Genomic DNA, 15,828 nt, shown 5'->3' with positions numbered 1-15,828 from the left:
GCGCCCGCGCCCGCGCCCGCGCCCGCGCCCGCGCCCGCGCCCGCGTCCGCGTCCGCGTTCGCGGTGGCGACCTCGGGCGCGCGCCTTGACCTCAACCGCGCTTGATGTCCGAGGCTGAAGCCCCGATACGAGGAGGCACCCCATGAACACGATCGCTCTGCCGCACGCCCGCCCCGACCTGCACCGGAGCGGGACCGGTCTCGTCATGGTCAGCACGTGGCGGGTCGGAACGCCCGAGCGCCAGCAGGCCACCGTGAAGGCTCTGCGCAAGGAGTGGGAGGGCCGGGACTGGCCGGACCCGGGCCCGCTCTCGTACTCGGTGTACGCCGGCGAGGACGGCACCACGCTGCTCCACTACTCGCAGTGGGCGAGCGAGGAGGCGTACCAGGACTACTTCCGGACCCTGAGGGACGGTCGTAACGCACAGATCGACGCGGCCGTACCCGGGATCGAGCGGGTCGGAATCCGCCGGTACGCACCGCCGTACCGCTCCGCCGTGCTGAGTGAGGAGAGCGCCGCAGCCATCCCCGGCTCCGTGGCCGTCGTCGAGGTCGAGTTCGACGGGCCGGACTCCGCGCGGCAGCGGGCCTGGGTGGACGCCGCGTTCACGGCGATCGAGAGCGAGGCCGGCAGGAGGCCGGCGCGGGGCGGGATCTCGGCCCACTTCCACCTCGCCACCGATGGCGCCGGAGCCCTCGGCTACGCCGAGTGGGAGAGCGCGCGGGCCCACGAGGAGTGGCTGGCCGCGGACGCCGCCCCGCTCAGCGACGCCTGGGCGGCGGTGCACCACCACCCCGGTCTGACGGGCAGCCGGGTGCGCCGGTACACGCCTGCACTGAGCCTGCGCGCGGGCGTCTGACCAGAGTCTCGTCGGGCCGGACGTGCGTCTGTGCCCCTTCCCGGGGGATTCGGGAAGGGGCGGCGTGGCCCCGCCCACGCGGGCGACGCGGGGCGGCCCACTGGAGGCCGCCCCGGCGGGGGCGGCGGTTGTCACGGGCGGACGGTCAGATGGACGGGCTGCCGGCGAGGTCCCAACGGAGGTCGTCACCGCTGTACTGGTTCACGTCGTAGATCATCGTGGCGTCCGCCGTCAGCGGCGGTGCGGCCGAGGTCCATGCGGTCTGGCACTTCGCGCTGGCGTAGGTGGCGCTCACCCTCAAGTCCCGGATGCGGGGCGGCCCGATCAAGGCGGCTGCAGCTGCTGTACCTGCTCGGCCTTCTGCTTGCTGGGTGACCAGGCCGTGCCCGCTGTCCATGCTCGGGGCGCTGCTCGTGATGTGAATGAGGTACTCGGCGGTGCGCTCGCTGCCCTCGACCGAGTGGAAGACGGCGCCGACGAGGCCGCACATGATCCTTCTCGTCCGCTTCCGCTCTCCGCGCCTGGACGAAACACCGTGCCGGAGTGCGAGGCCGCCGCTTCACCTCACATTCCGCGGGCCTACGTCGTCGGACTGTCGAGACCATACCGATCCACCGCCGCGAGGCAGACGAGAGGACACGTCATGGCTACATGGACGACAGCGGGACAAGGCGGAGTCACGTTCCTGCGGGTGGCGCTCGCCCTGCAGACCTCTTCCCTCCTCTTCCAGGCGGTGACCGCCGGAATGCTGCTGTCCTCGGCGCACGGCGCCGTGCTGCACGACGTCGGCTCGCGCGTGATGTACGGCGCGTCGATGCTGTACGTGCTCGCCGCCGTCCTGGCCTGGCGGCCGGGCGGAGGCTCGCCCCGCCCCATCCTGTACGCATCCGGCTTCCTCGTCCTCGCCTCTGTACAAGTGGTGCTGGGCATCGCGCACATGCCGTCGCTCCATGTCCCCTTCGGCGTGGTGATGTTCACCCTGAGCGTCCTGGCGCTGGGACAGGTCCTGTTCCCCTTCCCGAAGCGCTCCGGCACCCGGTCGTAACCGCCGCGCGGACTGTTGTCGCCCACGCCACCGCCACCGCGACAGCCCTTCCCCTCGCGGAACACGGATGCCTGCCGCGGCTGCCTCGAAAGCGCGTGCTTCGCCCTCCTGGCCCGCGGTGACGAGGAGGACCAAGAGCGCGCGCATAACCTCGAACATGCTCATTCGTTCGTCCCTCTCCATGGAAGACGCCTTGCTGAGAGGCGCCCGGTGACCGCGAACCACGATCCGCGGCCGGGTATCAGTGCCCCCAAATCCGGGGCGGAGTGGTGAGGCGGATGCGCCTCTTCGGTCATCCCTTTCGTCAATGCTCCATCCGGGAGTTGCGTTGGACACCGCGGAGGGTTCTACGCGCGTCGAAATCAGTGACGGCATATCGGAAAACACCAGTCGCAACCGGCGCAGTTGGAGCAATGGCCACAACCTTTGAGTAGGGGGCGAAATCCGTCCCGAGCCAGGAAAGAATTCCGGACGCACTGTCCAAAAAAGATCAAGAGGAAAGTCCGTGCGACCAAGACTCTTCGGCGCGACCGCCTCCGTGGCTGCCCTCGCACTACTGGGCTCCCTCGTCACCGCCTGCGGCTCGTCAGGGAGCGGTGGCGGGACGACGCTGCGCCTGGTGGCCCCCGAGTACGGCAACAGCCCGGCGACCAGCTCCAAGGCGTACTGGGACAAGCTGACCGCCGCCTTCACCGCCGCCCACCCCGGCAAGAAGGTCGAGGTGACGCTCCACCAGTGGGCCGACGTCGACCGCGAGGTCACCCGCCTGGTCGACGAGGGCAATGCCCCGGACGTGGCCCTGATGGGCGCCTATTCCGACTTCGCCGCGCAGGGCCGCCTCTACGCCGCCAGTGAGCTGCTGTCGGTCAGGGCTGAGGCGAACTTCCTGCCGCCGCTCGCGGAGGCGGGTTCCGTGGGCAACACCCTCTACGGCTTGCCCTTCGTGGCCAGCAGCCGGTTGCTCTTCTACAACGAGGAGCTGTTCGACAGGGCCGGAGCCAAGCCGCCGAGGACCTGGTCGGACCTGAAGGAAGCGGCCCGAGCGCTCAAGGAGGAGGGCGTGCTCTACCCGTACGCCCTGCCGCTGGGCCCCGAGGAGGCGCACGCCGAAGCCCTGATCTGGGAACTGAGCAATGGCGGGGGGTATGCCGACAGCAGCGGCGGCTACAGCATCGCGTCCGAGCAGAACACGCAGACGTTCCGCTGGATCAAGAACAATTTGGTCGCGCCCGGCCTGACCGGCCCGGTTCCACCGGCCGAGCACAACCGGCAGGACGCCTTCGCCGCCTTTCTGCGCGGCGAGGTCGGCATGCTCAACGGCTATCCCTCGCTCCTCCACGAGGCGAGGGCGAAGGGCATGAAGGTCGGAACTCTGAGCATGCCGGTGTCGGACACGCTGAGAGACGGGCAGATCTTGCCGTCGGTGGGCGTCGCCGACTGGATGATGGCCTTCAAGCACGACGGCAATCGTGAACTGGTGGGCTCTTTCCTGGAATTCGTCTACGAGGACAAGAACCTCAACGAGTTCGCCGGGCGATATCACCTGTTGCCCTCGACGGTGTCCGCAACCCAAGTCTCCAAGGACGCGGCGGCTGACCCCAGCGGCGCGCAGTTCCTGAACGCACTGCGCGGTGCCGAGCTCTACCCGGTCAACGAACCGTCCTGGCTGCAGGTCAGCAACACCATCAAGCGGAACATCGGCAAGGCCGTCGCTCCGTCCGCCGACCCGAAGGCCGTGCTGGAGGGCATCGCCCAGCAGGTCCGGGACATGGCGAAGCAGACGTAGGCGTCCCCAGGCGCTGTGGGGAACCCTCCTCCTGTCGCCGGTTCTCCCCACTTCGCTCTTCTTCCGCTTCCTGTCCGCGTCCCACCCGGACACGGCAACTGGGCCGTACGGGGTCGACAGGACGCGCGGCCCGTCGCCCCCCCGAAGTGCCACAAGGTGCGCGGAGGCGACGCCCGTCCCCATGCCGCACCAGGCAGTCGCGCTTGGACCGCCTTCCTCCATGCCCACACGGTGTGCAGGGGCAGGGGCAGGGGCAGGGGCAGGGGCAGGGGGCGGGGGAGGGGCGGCGGAGTACGAACCGTGGGTATCGCCCGCCCTCCCAGCACGAGCGTGTGGAACTGATCGGTCCTCGTCGGCGTTGTGACGTTCATGGCACAGGGTGGGAACACGATGGGCGAGGAGCCGACGACGTGGGGAGAGCTTCTGCTGCACTCCGTTCTCATCGCGGCCGTCCCTACCGTCATCGGAGGGGCGTTGCTCCTTTCCCTTGTCGGACTGACGGTGTGGATGACAGCACCGCTGCGGCGACGCAGACGTTCGCGCTCCGCTGACAGTTAGGCCGTTCCCTCCGGATGATCTGATCGTGGCTTCCGGTGTGCCATACCGGCCGCAGGCCGGCGGAGAAGCGCACAGGTCCCGAGGGGAGGAGGCACGGGAGCTCTTCGCTCCCGTGCTGCTCGGTGACGGGAGCGAGGCCAGACGAGAAGGCGCCTGACCTGGGTTTCCCTTGGTCAGGCGCCTTCCGTCCGCCCCCGGCGGAGGCCGTCGCCGGCCGCTCAGGCGGGTTCGGTCACCTGTGCGTCAGTGGCCCTTCGAACTCAGCCAGCTGACGATCGGCGACACCGCCTCGTGTACGACCTGCGAGGCCTCGTGCAGGGCATGGCGGCCCTTGGAGGCGAAGTGTGCGCCGCCCTTGATCGCCCCGGACACGCCGAGGGTGAGGACACTCAGGGCAGCGATCGAGGCCTGCTTCTTGAACTCGTCGCTCTTCCAGCCGTAGCCGATCCCGTAGGAGACCGCACTGGCCACGTCCAGGATCGCCGCTCCGACGCCCAGACCGAAGCCGAAGGCCATGATGTACGGGGCGATGGGAGCAGCGGGAGTCAGGCCGACGCCGATCCCGACGACCCCCACCCCCACGCCCGCGAGCCCGCTGTAGATGGCCCACTTGTGGAAGTGGTCACCCCACCAGATCGCGCCCCCGACCGGGACTTCTTCCTTGAAGGTGTCGTAGTCGGCCACGTTGCACGGGCTGATGCCGGCATTCTTGTTGGCCTGTGCCTCCGTGGCGGCCTGTCTCGCCGCCGCAGCGATCTCCTCCTGTGCCTTCGTCACCGCGAAGTTGCGCGCCTGGCTCGCGGCGACGGCCGCCTCGGCGCTGTTCTTCCCCGCCTGGAGCTCGGCGTTGCGCGCTCTGTTGGCCGAGGCCTGCGCCTGGTTGGCGGAGGCGACCGCGCTACGGGCGGATGCCATCGCGCGGCTGGCGGAGTAGTTCGCCGAACGCGAGGCGATACGGGCGGCGGACGCCGCCTGGGCCGCCTTGTCCGCCGAGGCCTTGGCGCTGGCGGCCGACAGCTCGGCCTTGTTCGCCAGGGTGTTCGCCTCCTGGGCGGAGGCGGCGGCCCGCGCGGCCGACGCCTTTGCCCTGTCCGCCCACTGCAGCGCGTCGGCCGCGGCGTTACGGGCCACGGCCGCCGCCTCCTGGGCGCGGGCGGCATCCTCCTGCGCCTTGTCGGCGATCTTCGCCGCCCCGCTGATCGCCCCCTGCATGGCCGCGATGTGCGCGTCGGAGTCGTGGTCGAGCTGGGCGGTCTTGTACTGGATCGAGGCGAGGAAGTTGCGGCGCATCCACGCCGGGCCCTCCATGGCGGCCTGGGCGTGGGCCTGGGTGTAGCGGCCTCCGGTGTGCAGGAGGGCCGCGGTCGCGACCGCGTCGTCCTCCCGCTGCGCCGCCTCGAAGGTGACGGTCATGAACTCGTAGAGCGCCTCGGCGGTCCCGGCGTCCAGCGCCGCGTTCGCCGCCTCCTTCACCGCGCGACCGGGGTTCTCGCCCAGGAGCCGGCTGATCGCGACACGGTTGTCCATGGCGGCGGCCTGGACCGCGCCGCTGCCGAGGAACTTCGTGGCGGCGTCGGCGTCCGTGCTCTCCAGCGCCCTGGCAGCCGCGAAGGCGACGTCCGGCTGAGCGATCTTGGCGAGGAAAAGGGTGGACTCGCGGTCGTCCTGCCGCTGGGCGATCTGGCGGTCGGTGTCGATCCAGGCGTGGATGTCGGCGTCCGTGCCGGCCAGGGCGAACCGCGCGGCCTCCTGGGACCACGCGCCCTTGGAACCCATCAGGGCGAGGGCGGCCTTGCGCCCGAGGACTGTGGCCTTTCCCGTGTCACCCGCCCGCAGCGCCGCCTCGGCCTGGGCGACGAGGTCCTTCGTGGCCTGGGCGGTCTGCTCCGCCTGTGTCCGCTTCCGTTCGATCTCCGCCCGCTCCCGGGCCTCGATCTGTCCGAGGAGGCGCACCTCCTCGATCGCCCGCCGCGTGTCCTCGTCCAGCCGCTGCCACTCGGCCTCGCGTGCGCTCTTCTCCACCGCGATCGCCTGGACGACCGCGTCGGTGGCGGTGTTGGCGGCCTTGGTGGCCTCGTTGGCGAACTCGGTGGACTTGTTCGCGTACTCCAGTGCCTGGCCGGCGTACTGGACGGCCCATTCGGCGGCCTCCGCGGACTTGTCCGCGTGGGCGGCCGCGCTGTTCGCCGCGTCCCGGGCGGTACGCGCGGCTGCCGCGGACGCGTTCGCCAGTGCCTGCGCCGTTCCGGCGGCGTTGGTGGCGATCGTGGCGTTGGCGCCGGCGATCTGTGCCTGTCGCTTGGCTTCCTGGGCCTGGGCCAGGGCCGCGCCCGCCGCGGTGGCAGCCTGGGCGGAGGCGTTCGCGGCGGCGGAGGCGTTACGGGCCGCCGACGCGGCGGCGCCACCGGCGCCCGCCGCCTTGGCCGAGGCTATGGCGGCCTGGTCGGCGGCCTGTGCGGCGGTGCGGGCCTGCTGTGCGGCGTTCCTTGCGGCGACGGCGGCATCCCTGGCGATGCCCGACTGGGCCGCGTCCCTGGACGCGGCGATCGCCGCGTTGAAGGCGCGGGCGGCGGCGGATCCCGCGGTGGCGGCGGCCTGGCTGGCGGCCGCTGCGGCGTAGGCGGCGCGGCGGGACGCCTGAACGGCGGCGTGGGAAGCGTTGATGGCGACACGCGACGCGTCGGCCGCACCCTTCGCGGCGTCGCCCGCCTTCCGGGCCGCCTTTCCGGCCTTCACCACGTCGTCCTGCGCGGCCTGGGCCTCGACGGCGGCCTTCTCGGCGGCTTCCTTCGCCTTGGCGGCCGCGTCCACGGCGCGGGCGGAGGCCTCCTCGGCCTCCTTCGTCTTCGCCTCGGCGTTCCTGCCCTCGCGCTTGACGACGGCGACGAGTTCCTCGATCTTCGCGCGCTCCTGGTCGCGGGCGCGGGCGATGTGCTGTCCGGTCTCGAGGAACCACTCGACGTCCGCGGCTGTGCCGGACAGGGCCCGATCGGCGTACTTCTGCACCTCGGGACCGGCCTGTATGAGCAGCCTGGAGGTCTCTACGCGCATGTCCTCCAGCCGGGCCCTGTACTGGCCGTCGGTGAGGAACGCCTCCAGGGCGGGCCGGGTCCCGTCGTTCAGAGCGGCGTTGCCGACTCGGTTGACGGCCCTTCCGCCCCCTGCCATCACCGTGGCGGTGGCGACCCGCAGGTCTTCCAGGACAGCGGCCGCGAACCCGCCGCCGAGGAATGCGGCGATGGCGGAGTCACCGCCGTTCAGGGCGGCGTTGGCCTCTCGTCGGGTTCCCTTGCCCGCTGCCGCGAGGCCGCTCGTGAGCGCGACGCGGTTGTCTTCCGCCGTCTCGATGGCAAGCCTGGTGCTCAGGAAGTTCTGCACGTCGGCGTCGGAGCCGGTCAACGCGGCCGCCGCGGCGGCCTTCACGGCCTGGCCGCCCAGGATCCACTCCTTGACGACCTTCGCCCGGTCGGTGTCCGGCAGCAGGAACGGGTCGCCGTCGGGGAGCGGAGTGTCGGCAGCCCAGGCCGCCAGCGGGTTGAGTACGAGGCTGGAAGTGCTGACAACGGCCGTGGTGGCCGCGATGGCGCCGAGAATGCGCCGCCTGCTCCAATAGATGGTGTCCAAAACTGTCCTTCGCTATCGGCGCCTGGCGCGCCGCAAGACAATGCGGCCCGGGCCAGGACAGCAAGGTGTGAGTCGCGTTTTATTCGTCGGGCCACGGAAAAACAGCGAGGTCCGAGAGGTGCGCAGCATGACCTTAGGTGACCCGAACGGACTTGGCTAGACGATAGTTGATGAGGAATCAATTCTCGTTGATTCCATAGGGTGGAACGAGCCACCCTATGGCGCAAACGCGCCCCACGGAACGGTCACGACTGCCTAGATCTGTACATTCCGCTCGCTGGACCTTCGGGTTGGTGTGAGGCACGTCACCACTCACGCGTCAGCCGTCAATGCGTCGATGGACAACGAATCGGCCGGAGAAGCCCCTGGGGAACAGTCGGCGTCGCGTGTCATTGAGCGGGAGTAATGGATTGAGGGGCCGTCATGTTCTTTTTGAGGGCTTGATTTCCATGCCGGTTGATCGGCTAGGATCCCGAACGAAGTGGGGGGCTTCCACGAAGAGACGGCCGTCTTTGACGCATCTCTCGTCGAATGGACATGAGCCTTCACATCCGTACGCAACACCTCTTCCGGACAGTGACCGGAACCGACGACTGGGACAGGGATGAAGGCATTCAGAACGCTCGTCCGCACGGTGGCCACGGCCACGGCCGCCGGCGCCATGGCATGGCTGGCGATCGCCGGCGGCGCGAGCGCCGGCACCGCGGGTGGGACCGCCAGGGACACCGCCGCGATGCAGGCCGTCGCCGAGGAGGGACCGGGCTTCGCCGTCGAGGACTTCGGCTATCCCAACGCCGACAAGATCCTCGCCGAGCGGAACATCATCCTCAAGCGCGGCGACGGCCACATCGTCCTCGCCGACTGCGGCAGCGCCATCGACCTGCTCGAGGTCTGGTCGCGCGAGAAGGAGGACAGGATCTGCTTCAAGGTCACCGGTACCCGGGGTTACCTGGCTCTGGAGATCCCGAGCGTCTTCAGCATCAAGGGCAACAACTACTCCGCGCAGGTCGACATGACCGTCGGCACCGAGGAGAAGACGTTCGACGTCAAGAAGAACACCTGGACCCCGGTCGGCGAGAGCGCCGACTCGCAGGGCCGCGACTTCATGCTCATGGAGATCCGCACCACCAAGTAGGCATACGCGCACAGCAGTCGGCCCAGCCGCACACCACCGACCGGCCACCCGCCGGTCCGGTCACCCGCCGCCGACTCGGCCGTACCCGCGGGCATCCACGTCGGCGCTCCCGTCGGCCACCGCCCGTCTCGAAACACCACCACACAGGCCAGTGCCTCCGTGTCCCCGCATCGCAACACGCCCGGGAGCCGGCTACGGCCACGCCCGCCGCAACGCACGAACGCCGCGCGGCACGGACACCAGGCACCGCCCTTCAGCTCCGAGCCCTGCTTCCAGGAAGTGAAATGAAGCGTTTGCATGTCGCACAGTCGCCCGTACGGGCCGCCCTCGGTGCGGCTCTCCTCTCAGCTCCCCTCGTGCTCACCGGCCTCACCGGCACAGCGGAGGCCGCCGTCGGCACCCCCACCCCGGCCGATACGCTGACCCACACCGTTCAGCTGTCGATCGGTGAGTGGCCCGAGAACAGGGGCTGCACCGGGACGGTCGTGGACGAACTCTGGCTGGCCACCGCCGCCAGCTGTTTCGCGGAGCGGCCCGGTGAGGCGGTGCCCGTGGGCAAGCCCGCCCGCAAGACCACCGTCACCCTGACCGGCGGCACGGTCCGCAACGTCGTCGAGCTGGCGCCGCGCGCCGACCGGGACCTGGTCCTGGCTCGCCTGGACCTCCCGGCGCAGGGCATCACACCGGTGAAGCTCTCGACGACCGCCCCCGCGGCCGGCAAGCAGGTGTCGGCCTCCGGCTTCGGTCGCACCAAGACGGTGTGGGTCCCGGACAGGCTCCACAGCGCTGCGTTCGTCGTCACGAGCGCAACCGGCGGTGACCTGGCCCTCGACTCCGCCAACGGAACCGACGTCCTGTGCAAGGGAGACACGGGCGGCCCGGTGCTCGACGCGGCCGGCAATCTGGTCGGCGTCAACAGCCGCTCGTGGCAGGGCGGCTGCCTCGGCGCACCGGCCACCGAGACCCGCACCGGGGCCGTCGCCGCGCGCACCGACGACCTCGCCTCGTGGATCGAATCCGTCAAGCAGCGCCCAGTCGTCCTCAGGGGCGGGGAGACGCTGCGGTCCGGTGAGACGATCTCGTCGGCGAACGCGAAGCTGATCATGCAGACCAACGGCGACCTGGTCATCTATCACCGCACCGGCGGCGAGAACCGGGGCGGCGCCCTGTGGGTCTCCGGCACCAGCGGCAACCCCGGGGCGTACGCCAAGATGCAGGCCGACGGCAACTTCGTGGTCTACAAGAAGGACGGCAGCGAAGCGGACCCGTCCAGCGTGCTCTGGGCGTCCAAGACGTACGGTCACGCCGGCGCCCGCATGACGTTGCAGGCCAACGGCAACCTCAGCGTCCACTACACCAGCACCACCACGGACGGCAGCGCGGGCGTCTCCAAGCTCCTGTGGCAGAGCGACACCTCCTCCCGCGGGGACAAGCTCACCTCCGGCGCCAAGCTCATGCCGGGCTCCTGGCTCACCAACGGTCAGACCGTGCTGATGATGGACATCCAGGGCAACGTCCTCCTCCGCGAGGCGGCCTCCGGTCGTGAGCTGTGGGGCAAGTACTCCTGGAACTGGCAGTCCTACCTGCACATGCAGGCCGACGGCAGCCTCGTCCTCTACGCCAAGGACGGCGGCCAGGGCAGGGGCGGCAACCTCTGGGCCACCGAGAGCTGGAACGGCGCCGGCGCGTACGCCGCTCTCGAGGGCAGCGCCCTCGTCGTCCGCGCGCAGGACGGCGGCACCCGCTGGGCCAGCTCCACCTTCCGTGGCGCGCAGTCCGGCCGCTGCCTGGACTGGAACGGCACCACCGGTGCGATGATCTGGGACTGCTGGGGCGGTGCCAACCAGCAGTGGGACGCCACCGCGGCCAAGGAGCTGCGTGTGGGCGGCGACAAGTGCCTGACCGCCGACAAGGGTGCGAATCAGGGGGCGCGCGTCTCGGTCCAGCCGTGTGACGGCAGCGTCGAACAGAAGTGGAACGTCAACGCCGACACCACCATCACCGCCGTGCTCAACCCCGGACAGTGCATGAACGCCTGGGGCCAGGCCACGGCCAACGGTTCCACGCTGGGTCTGTGGGGCTGCGACGGCGGTGCCAACACCAAGTGGGCCCGTCCCTGACCCACCGATTCGGGGGCGGCCTGACCGAGAGGCCGCCCCCTCACTCCGCGGTCGAGCGCGGCAGAACGGCCACGGCACCAAGGGCCCGGGAGATGCCTACCAGGAGGTCGCGGTACTCGGCTTCGGCCGCACGCAGCGCCCGAACCGCCACCACGCCCTTCTCCTTGTCCTCAGGCATGCCGCCGGCGCGAGCGTCGGCCGCGGCCCTGAACATCGCGGCCAGTCCTATGGCGACGCTCTCGGCCTCCGCCCTGCCGTTCCGGCGGGCCTGGGCGTAGGCGTGCGCGCGCACCTCGTCCGAGCAGTACGCCCCGAGCTCCAGCATCCGGTCGTGGATGTCGGTCATCCGGTCCGTGAGGCGTCGGCCGGGGCAAGCACTCCAGGGAGTGGAGAGCCGCATCCGGCCACGGGGACCGCCGACGCGACATATGGTCCGCCGCAGAGGTCCGAGGGCGCGCAGCGTCCACAGAGGACCGAGCACCTGTGCGGCGAGCCAGGGCCCGACGATGGGGGTGAGGAAGCCGACGGCGACCAGGAGGGTGCCGAGGCAGGCGAAGGACGTGGCCGCCCGGTTGAGCGGTTCCCAGTCCCGGCCGCTCCAGGCGGCCGCGACCGCGGCCAGCTTGGCCGAACCGTAGGTGACGTTGGTCAGGAAACCGACGGCCAGGACGGTGAGCCCGACGCGCAGCAAGCGGCCGGCCGGTGTCTTCCGCTCGGGGCACTCCCTGCGGATGTCGCGCGCCCACTTCCAGCACGCGGCTGCCGCCGCGGCGGCAGCCGCGGTGACGGCGAACAGGCAGAGCAGCACCATCTCCCGCATGAAGGGGGTGTTGGCGTAATACGTCTCGAAGTCACGCTGCCGTTCGACCGGCGCCTCGCCCAGGACGAAACAGCCGATGAGCAGGATGGTCACGACACCATGGCCCCAGAGCCAACGCCTCACCCGGCGGCGGGTATGGGGGAGGACCTCCACGTCCTCGCGCCAGTTCTCCATGAGAACCCGGCACGCACACGCGTAGGCGGAGAGGATGCAGTAGACCAGAACCGCCGAGAAGTTGCTGACGCCGGTCATCTCGTTGACGACCGTGATGGTCGGCGGCGCCGAGAAGAAGAACGCCGCGGCCTGCAGGAAGATCACGGCGTTGACGCTGCGGACCACCGGACTGCGCCAGCGCCGCAACAGCGCGGGAAGTTTGACGACCAGCACGATGCCGAGCGCGGCGGCCGGGACATAGAGATTCACGCCTTCTCACCCGTCATCCTCTGAGCGACGCCCAGATGCGGCCCGCCACTTCGCCGGAGAGCGTCGTGCTGCGCCTGCCCTCCAGGAAGGGCCTGACCCGGTCGGCCAGCATCCGGCCGAACTTCTCCGCACGCCGCTCCTCTTCGAGGTCCGGCTCGGTACGGGCGGCGACATGGCCGACCGCATCGGCAAGGCTCCAGCGACCCCCCAGCATGCGGGCCGCGGCCATCGCACCGGCCGCGCTGCCATGACCGCAGTGCCCCTCCTTGAGGTGCCACAGCTCATGCCCCAGGATGACGACCTGGTGCAGAGGAGAGGTGTTCGCCTCGACGACGATCAGATCGTAGTCGCCCATGTCCAGCCACAGGCCCGTCACCGTGCCCGGCGGGAACTCCTCGAGCATCAAACGCAGTTCACGCCCGCTGCGCCGTGCCGCACACGCGCAGATCGCCTTCAGCAGCTCCACCGGCTGCTCGGGAACCGGCTGCGCCAGACCCCTGAACAGCGCGTCACGATACCGCTTCATCTCGCGCGCGACCCCCACCCCCTGCCACCCGTCCCTCGTGCCGGATGCACAGCCCCCATGCATCGTTCCTTGCGCGTTACCGCTGGTGAGCGGTGGTCTCCACGCCGCCGCGATCAATCGACGTCATTGTGCACCACCCCGGTCTCGAGGGAGGCGCGGGCCTCCCGGGCGCGCTCCTCCCTGGAGCGCCGCGCGACGGATTCGATGAGGGCGATCAGAGGCTGCGCGGTGTCGTCAGGTACGTCGGCCAGGGCCCGGGCGGCGTACGCGACGACGCCGAGTGCGGGGTCCACCTCGCTCGCCGCCCCCGCGCTCCGCAGACGTCGCAGATCCTGGTCCTGGCGCTCCACGGTCCGCTCCAGCAGATCCTTGTGGATCTGCTGGAGGACCCGGTCCAGCGCTTCGGCCGGCTCGGCGACCAGAAACTCGATCTTCTCTCCGAAGAATGCCGCGATCCCGGCGGCGTGGTCGAGGTTCGGCGCCCTGCCCGTCTTGATCATCTTGTCGAGCCACTGCGCACTGGTTCCCGCGCCGGCCGCGATCTCCGCCAGGGAGTAGGCCCGCCTGCTGCCGTCCGCGGACGCGCGCAGCCGCGTCGCGCGCAGGAACAGGATCCGCTCGACCACGCGCCGGTGGCGCGCCTCGACCACGTCCACACCCTGGCCGGGCTCGGCGGACCGCTCGCCACGCAGCAGTTCCCGTACCTCCTCCACGGCCACCCCGGAGGCGTACGAGAGCCCGCCCTCCCCCTCCACCCGCAGCACGTCGTCGCGGTTCAGTCCCATGCGGTCCAACAGCGAGTCGATCCGACGCACCGTGCCCACCAGGTCACGAGCAGGCCCATCACTCACAAGAACTCCCGCGGTCGTCGGACGAGGCCCTGCAAGGCTAACAACCACCGTTGATCCGTCATCACCGATCCCCCGACTCCCGACTCCCGACTCCTAGCGGTCCTGCGACCCCGACCCCTTGATCGCCTCCCCGAATGCTGCGGCGCTCTGTACGTGACCCTCAGGCGTGACGGGGACGAGGCCGTCTGGGCGGACTGGCGTGACCCGGCCACGGGGGATGTGGACATGCCGGAGCTCCGGTTCGACGCGGGCCAGTACGAGGCCGAGGTTCGCAGAGCTGGGGAGGACCGCAGTTGGGAGTGGCCGGCCGGAGCAGTCGCACAACTGCTGGAGGCAAAGCTGCGGAGGCGCGCGGCCTGGCTCGACAGGTGGAAATGCGAGTTGGAAGAAGTCTGGGCCTCCCGCGCGGAACCCGATCGGATCCATGTCGTCCTGACGCACCCCCGCGTCCGCCCAGAGGAGGGGCAACCCTGGCTCCAGTTCGGGATGTCCCTCCCGGTCTCCGGAGACGGCCCGGCCGACCAGGCCGGACGCCTTGAGGCACGTGTGACCGCCGGCGATCCCCGCCTCGCCGCCGAGGCCTGGGGAGGCTCGGAGGAGCACGCCGAGCAGCTGGCCTCTCCATGGCCCGCACACAGGCCACAACCGTGAGGCGGCGAGGAGCGAGGCGAGCGAAGACTGCCCGCGATGCGGGCAGCGCGGTGCGGGCACGGCGTCCGGGCAGCGCTGACCCCGCCCCGACCGCGAGGACACGCTTTCGGGCGAATCCCTTCGCGGCGGCCACGGACACCCCAGCATGCGCTCAAGGCTGACGGCTGGGCCGGAAGAAGCCGGCTGAGACACCCCCGCCGCGGAGGCTCACGAGGCCCGGCCCTCAACGCTTCCCGTCCGACGCGGTCCGCCGCTGAGATGGCCGCCGGCGCGAGGGTGGCGGCACCGCCGATGTGTCACGCCACTCGCCGCCGCTGTGACGGGCTCTCGCCGTGCGGGGGAGTCTCAGCCGTTGGTGTGCCGCTCTGCGTGAGGCGCACCTCGGCCCGTGAGGTTGAACAGGCACCCCGCCGCGCTGAACAGCGCCCACACCAGGAGCGGAAACGCCGCGACCCTCTCCATTCCTCCCATGCCGAGCCCGAGGTAGTGATGGGAGAGGAAGAGCCCGAACGCGGTGATGGCGGTGACGCCGAGCAGACTGGTCAGTCGGCGCAGTGGTCCCGGGATGTAGTGCGCGAGAGCGAAACCTGCCAGCAGAAGGCCGATGTTGCCTGTCCCCATGACGAGCAGGGCGCCCAGGAAGTGCTGGTTTTCGTCTACGTCGGCGGGTGCCAGCCCGACCAGCACGAATCCCGCGCCGGCGCTGGCGACGAGGAGCCGTGCGACGGCCGCGGTGATGCCCTTGCGCCACATGTCGCCGGTGAGTGCGGCACCGATGATGAGTGATATGCCCAAGGCGACGAACGAGGTGTTCATCATGGCGTGCTCGGGCGAGCAGATGTACCGCGGTTCGGGTTCCGTCTGCAGTGCGCAGTGGACGTTGCCCAAGTCGCTGATGTTGTTTCGTGCCCAGCTGTAGGGCTGGGCCCACGCGGATTCGACGATCCCATGCATGACGAAGAACTGCACCACGCCCGCCATCCAAGCGAGGCACCCGATCCGAACCTTCACCTGCCACCTTCTTCCGCACGTCCCTGTTCGAACGAGTCGATCACGTGGCGGCATGTGCGGGCGCGGTGGCAAGCCACCCGATATGCGTCGGGTGAACCCCACCCCACATGCCCAGCAGCCTTCCGTTTCCGATCTCCGGGTTCCGTGCGCCGGAGCCGGCTGCGCGGTGTACGCCGTCGGCGACGCGGCTGCCGGGGTGTCGAGGGCGGGGAAACGAGGCGGACGCCCTGCCGGACAGCGCTGCCTCACCGAGATCAGCCTTGGCCGGCACGACGGTGTCGTCCGGTCCACTCACGCCGACGACCGCCCGCGCGAGTTCGGCCCCTCGACGACCGTGCCTGGGTCACATCCGTCGCGGTCCTGGACGAAGGTCGTGGTCGACGGTCACCAAGGACGGCGGCGGCTGAGTGGGGGACTTG

At 70.3% G+C, this 15,828-nt stretch carries 12 protein-coding genes; 6 read left to right on the top strand and 6 right to left on the bottom strand.

The features are described 5' to 3' along the window. Nucleotides 1-142 precede the first annotated feature (142 nt). Nucleotides 143-859: an antibiotic biosynthesis monooxygenase gene (locus IE136_RS15685; RefSeq protein WP_158993451.1), complete on the top strand. Its 717-nt coding sequence runs from the start codon at nt 143-145 to the stop codon at nt 857-859. 145 nt (nt 860-1,004) lie between these two features. Here IE136_RS15685 and IE136_RS15680 read toward each other — a convergent pair whose 3' ends face one another. Beyond that, nucleotides 1,005-1,349 carry a hypothetical protein gene (locus IE136_RS15680; RefSeq protein ID WP_158993453.1) on the bottom strand — a complete coding sequence of 115 codons (345 nt, stop codon included), beginning with the start codon at nt 1,347-1,349 and terminating at the stop codon, nt 1,005-1,007. A gap of 153 nt (nt 1,350-1,502) precedes the next feature. Here IE136_RS15680 and IE136_RS15675 point away from each other — a divergent pair, with 153 nt between their 5' ends. Together IE136_RS15675 and IE136_RS15670 are read left to right on the top strand one after the other, a co-directional pair. Then, on the top strand, nt 1,503-1,904 hold the full coding sequence (locus IE136_RS15675; protein WP_189600647.1) for a hypothetical protein: 402 nt from the start codon (nt 1,503-1,505) through the stop codon (nt 1,902-1,904). A gap of 505 nt (nt 1,905-2,409) precedes the next feature. Continuing rightward, nucleotides 2,410-3,690, top strand: a complete 1,281-nt coding sequence (locus tag IE136_RS15670; protein ID WP_189600646.1) for an extracellular solute-binding protein — start codon at nt 2,410-2,412, stop codon at nt 3,688-3,690. An 801-nt stretch (nt 3,691-4,491) separates the two neighbouring features. Here IE136_RS15670 and IE136_RS15665 read toward each other — a convergent pair. Beyond that, a complete protein-coding gene (locus tag IE136_RS15665; RefSeq protein WP_158993459.1) occupies nt 4,492-7,872 on the bottom strand; it encodes an ALF repeat-containing protein in 3,381 nt (1,126 codons plus the stop codon). 604 nt (nt 7,873-8,476) lie between these two features. On the opposite strand from IE136_RS15665, the gene IE136_RS15660 reads away from it, so the two are divergent. Together IE136_RS15660 and IE136_RS15655 are read left to right on the top strand one after the other, a co-directional pair. Beyond that, entirely contained in the window at nt 8,477-9,007 is a 531-nt protein-coding gene (locus tag IE136_RS15660; RefSeq protein ID WP_189600645.1) for a protein kinase family protein, read from the top strand. A 284-nt stretch (nt 9,008-9,291) separates the two neighbouring features. Then, nucleotides 9,292-11,127 carry a trypsin-like serine protease gene (locus IE136_RS15655; protein WP_189600644.1) on the top strand — a complete coding sequence of 612 codons (1,836 nt, stop codon included), beginning with the start codon at nt 9,292-9,294 and terminating at the stop codon, nt 11,125-11,127. 40 nt (nt 11,128-11,167) lie between these two features. Here IE136_RS15655 and IE136_RS15650 read toward each other — a convergent pair whose 3' ends face one another. From IE136_RS15650 to IE136_RS15640, 3 genes are all read right to left on the bottom strand, one after another. Further along, nucleotides 11,168-12,370: a DUF6545 domain-containing protein gene (locus tag IE136_RS15650; RefSeq protein WP_158993463.1), complete on the bottom strand. Its 1,203-nt coding sequence runs from the start codon at nt 12,368-12,370 to the stop codon at nt 11,168-11,170. A 13-nt stretch (nt 12,371-12,383) separates the two neighbouring features. After that, nucleotides 12,384-12,914, bottom strand: coding sequence for a toxin-antitoxin system, toxin component (locus tag IE136_RS15645; protein WP_229818872.1), 531 nt, complete (start codon nt 12,912-12,914; stop codon nt 12,384-12,386). A 95-nt stretch (nt 12,915-13,009) separates the two neighbouring features. Next, nucleotides 13,010-13,747, bottom strand: a complete 738-nt coding sequence (locus IE136_RS15640; protein ID WP_189600643.1) for a hypothetical protein — start codon at nt 13,745-13,747, stop codon at nt 13,010-13,012. A 153-nt stretch (nt 13,748-13,900) separates the two neighbouring features. Here IE136_RS15640 and IE136_RS15635 point away from each other — a divergent pair, with 153 nt between their 5' ends. Beyond that, nucleotides 13,901-14,398, top strand: a complete 498-nt coding sequence (locus IE136_RS15635; protein ID WP_189600642.1) for a hypothetical protein — start codon at nt 13,901-13,903, stop codon at nt 14,396-14,398. Nucleotides 14,399-14,743: 345 nt separating this feature from the next. On the opposite strand, the gene IE136_RS15630 is transcribed toward IE136_RS15635, so the two are convergent. Continuing rightward, nucleotides 14,744-15,370: a DUF998 domain-containing protein gene (locus IE136_RS15630; protein WP_189600641.1), complete on the bottom strand. Its 627-nt coding sequence runs from the start codon at nt 15,368-15,370 to the stop codon at nt 14,744-14,746. Nucleotides 15,371-15,828: the final 458 nt, after the last annotated feature.

It is taken from the genome of Streptomyces lateritius (assembly GCF_014649715.1).
In the GTDB taxonomy this organism is placed as follows: Bacteria; Actinomycetota; Actinomycetes; order Streptomycetales; family Streptomycetaceae; genus Streptomyces; species Streptomyces lateritius.
The sequence above is the reverse complement of the archived record's forward strand: the minus strand, read 5'-3'. Positions and strand labels throughout refer to the sequence as shown.

What these genes read in the sequence shown, in the direction of transcription:
- IE136_RS15685 (WP_158993451.1), top strand. Translation starts at nt 143, where the DNA reads ATGAACACGATCGCTCTGCCGCACGCCCGCCCCGACCTGCACCGGAGC.
- IE136_RS15680 (WP_158993453.1), bottom strand. Translation starts at nt 1,349, where the DNA reads ATGTGCGGCCTCGTCGGCGCCGTCTTCCACTCGGTCGAGGGCAGCGAG.
- IE136_RS15675 (WP_189600647.1), top strand. Translation starts at nt 1,503, where the DNA reads ATGGCTACATGGACGACAGCGGGACAAGGCGGAGTCACGTTCCTGCGG.
- IE136_RS15660 (WP_189600645.1), top strand. Translation starts at nt 8,477, where the DNA reads ATGAAGGCATTCAGAACGCTCGTCCGCACGGTGGCCACGGCCACGGCC.
- IE136_RS15655 (WP_189600644.1), top strand. Translation starts at nt 9,292, where the DNA reads ATGAAGCGTTTGCATGTCGCACAGTCGCCCGTACGGGCCGCCCTCGGT.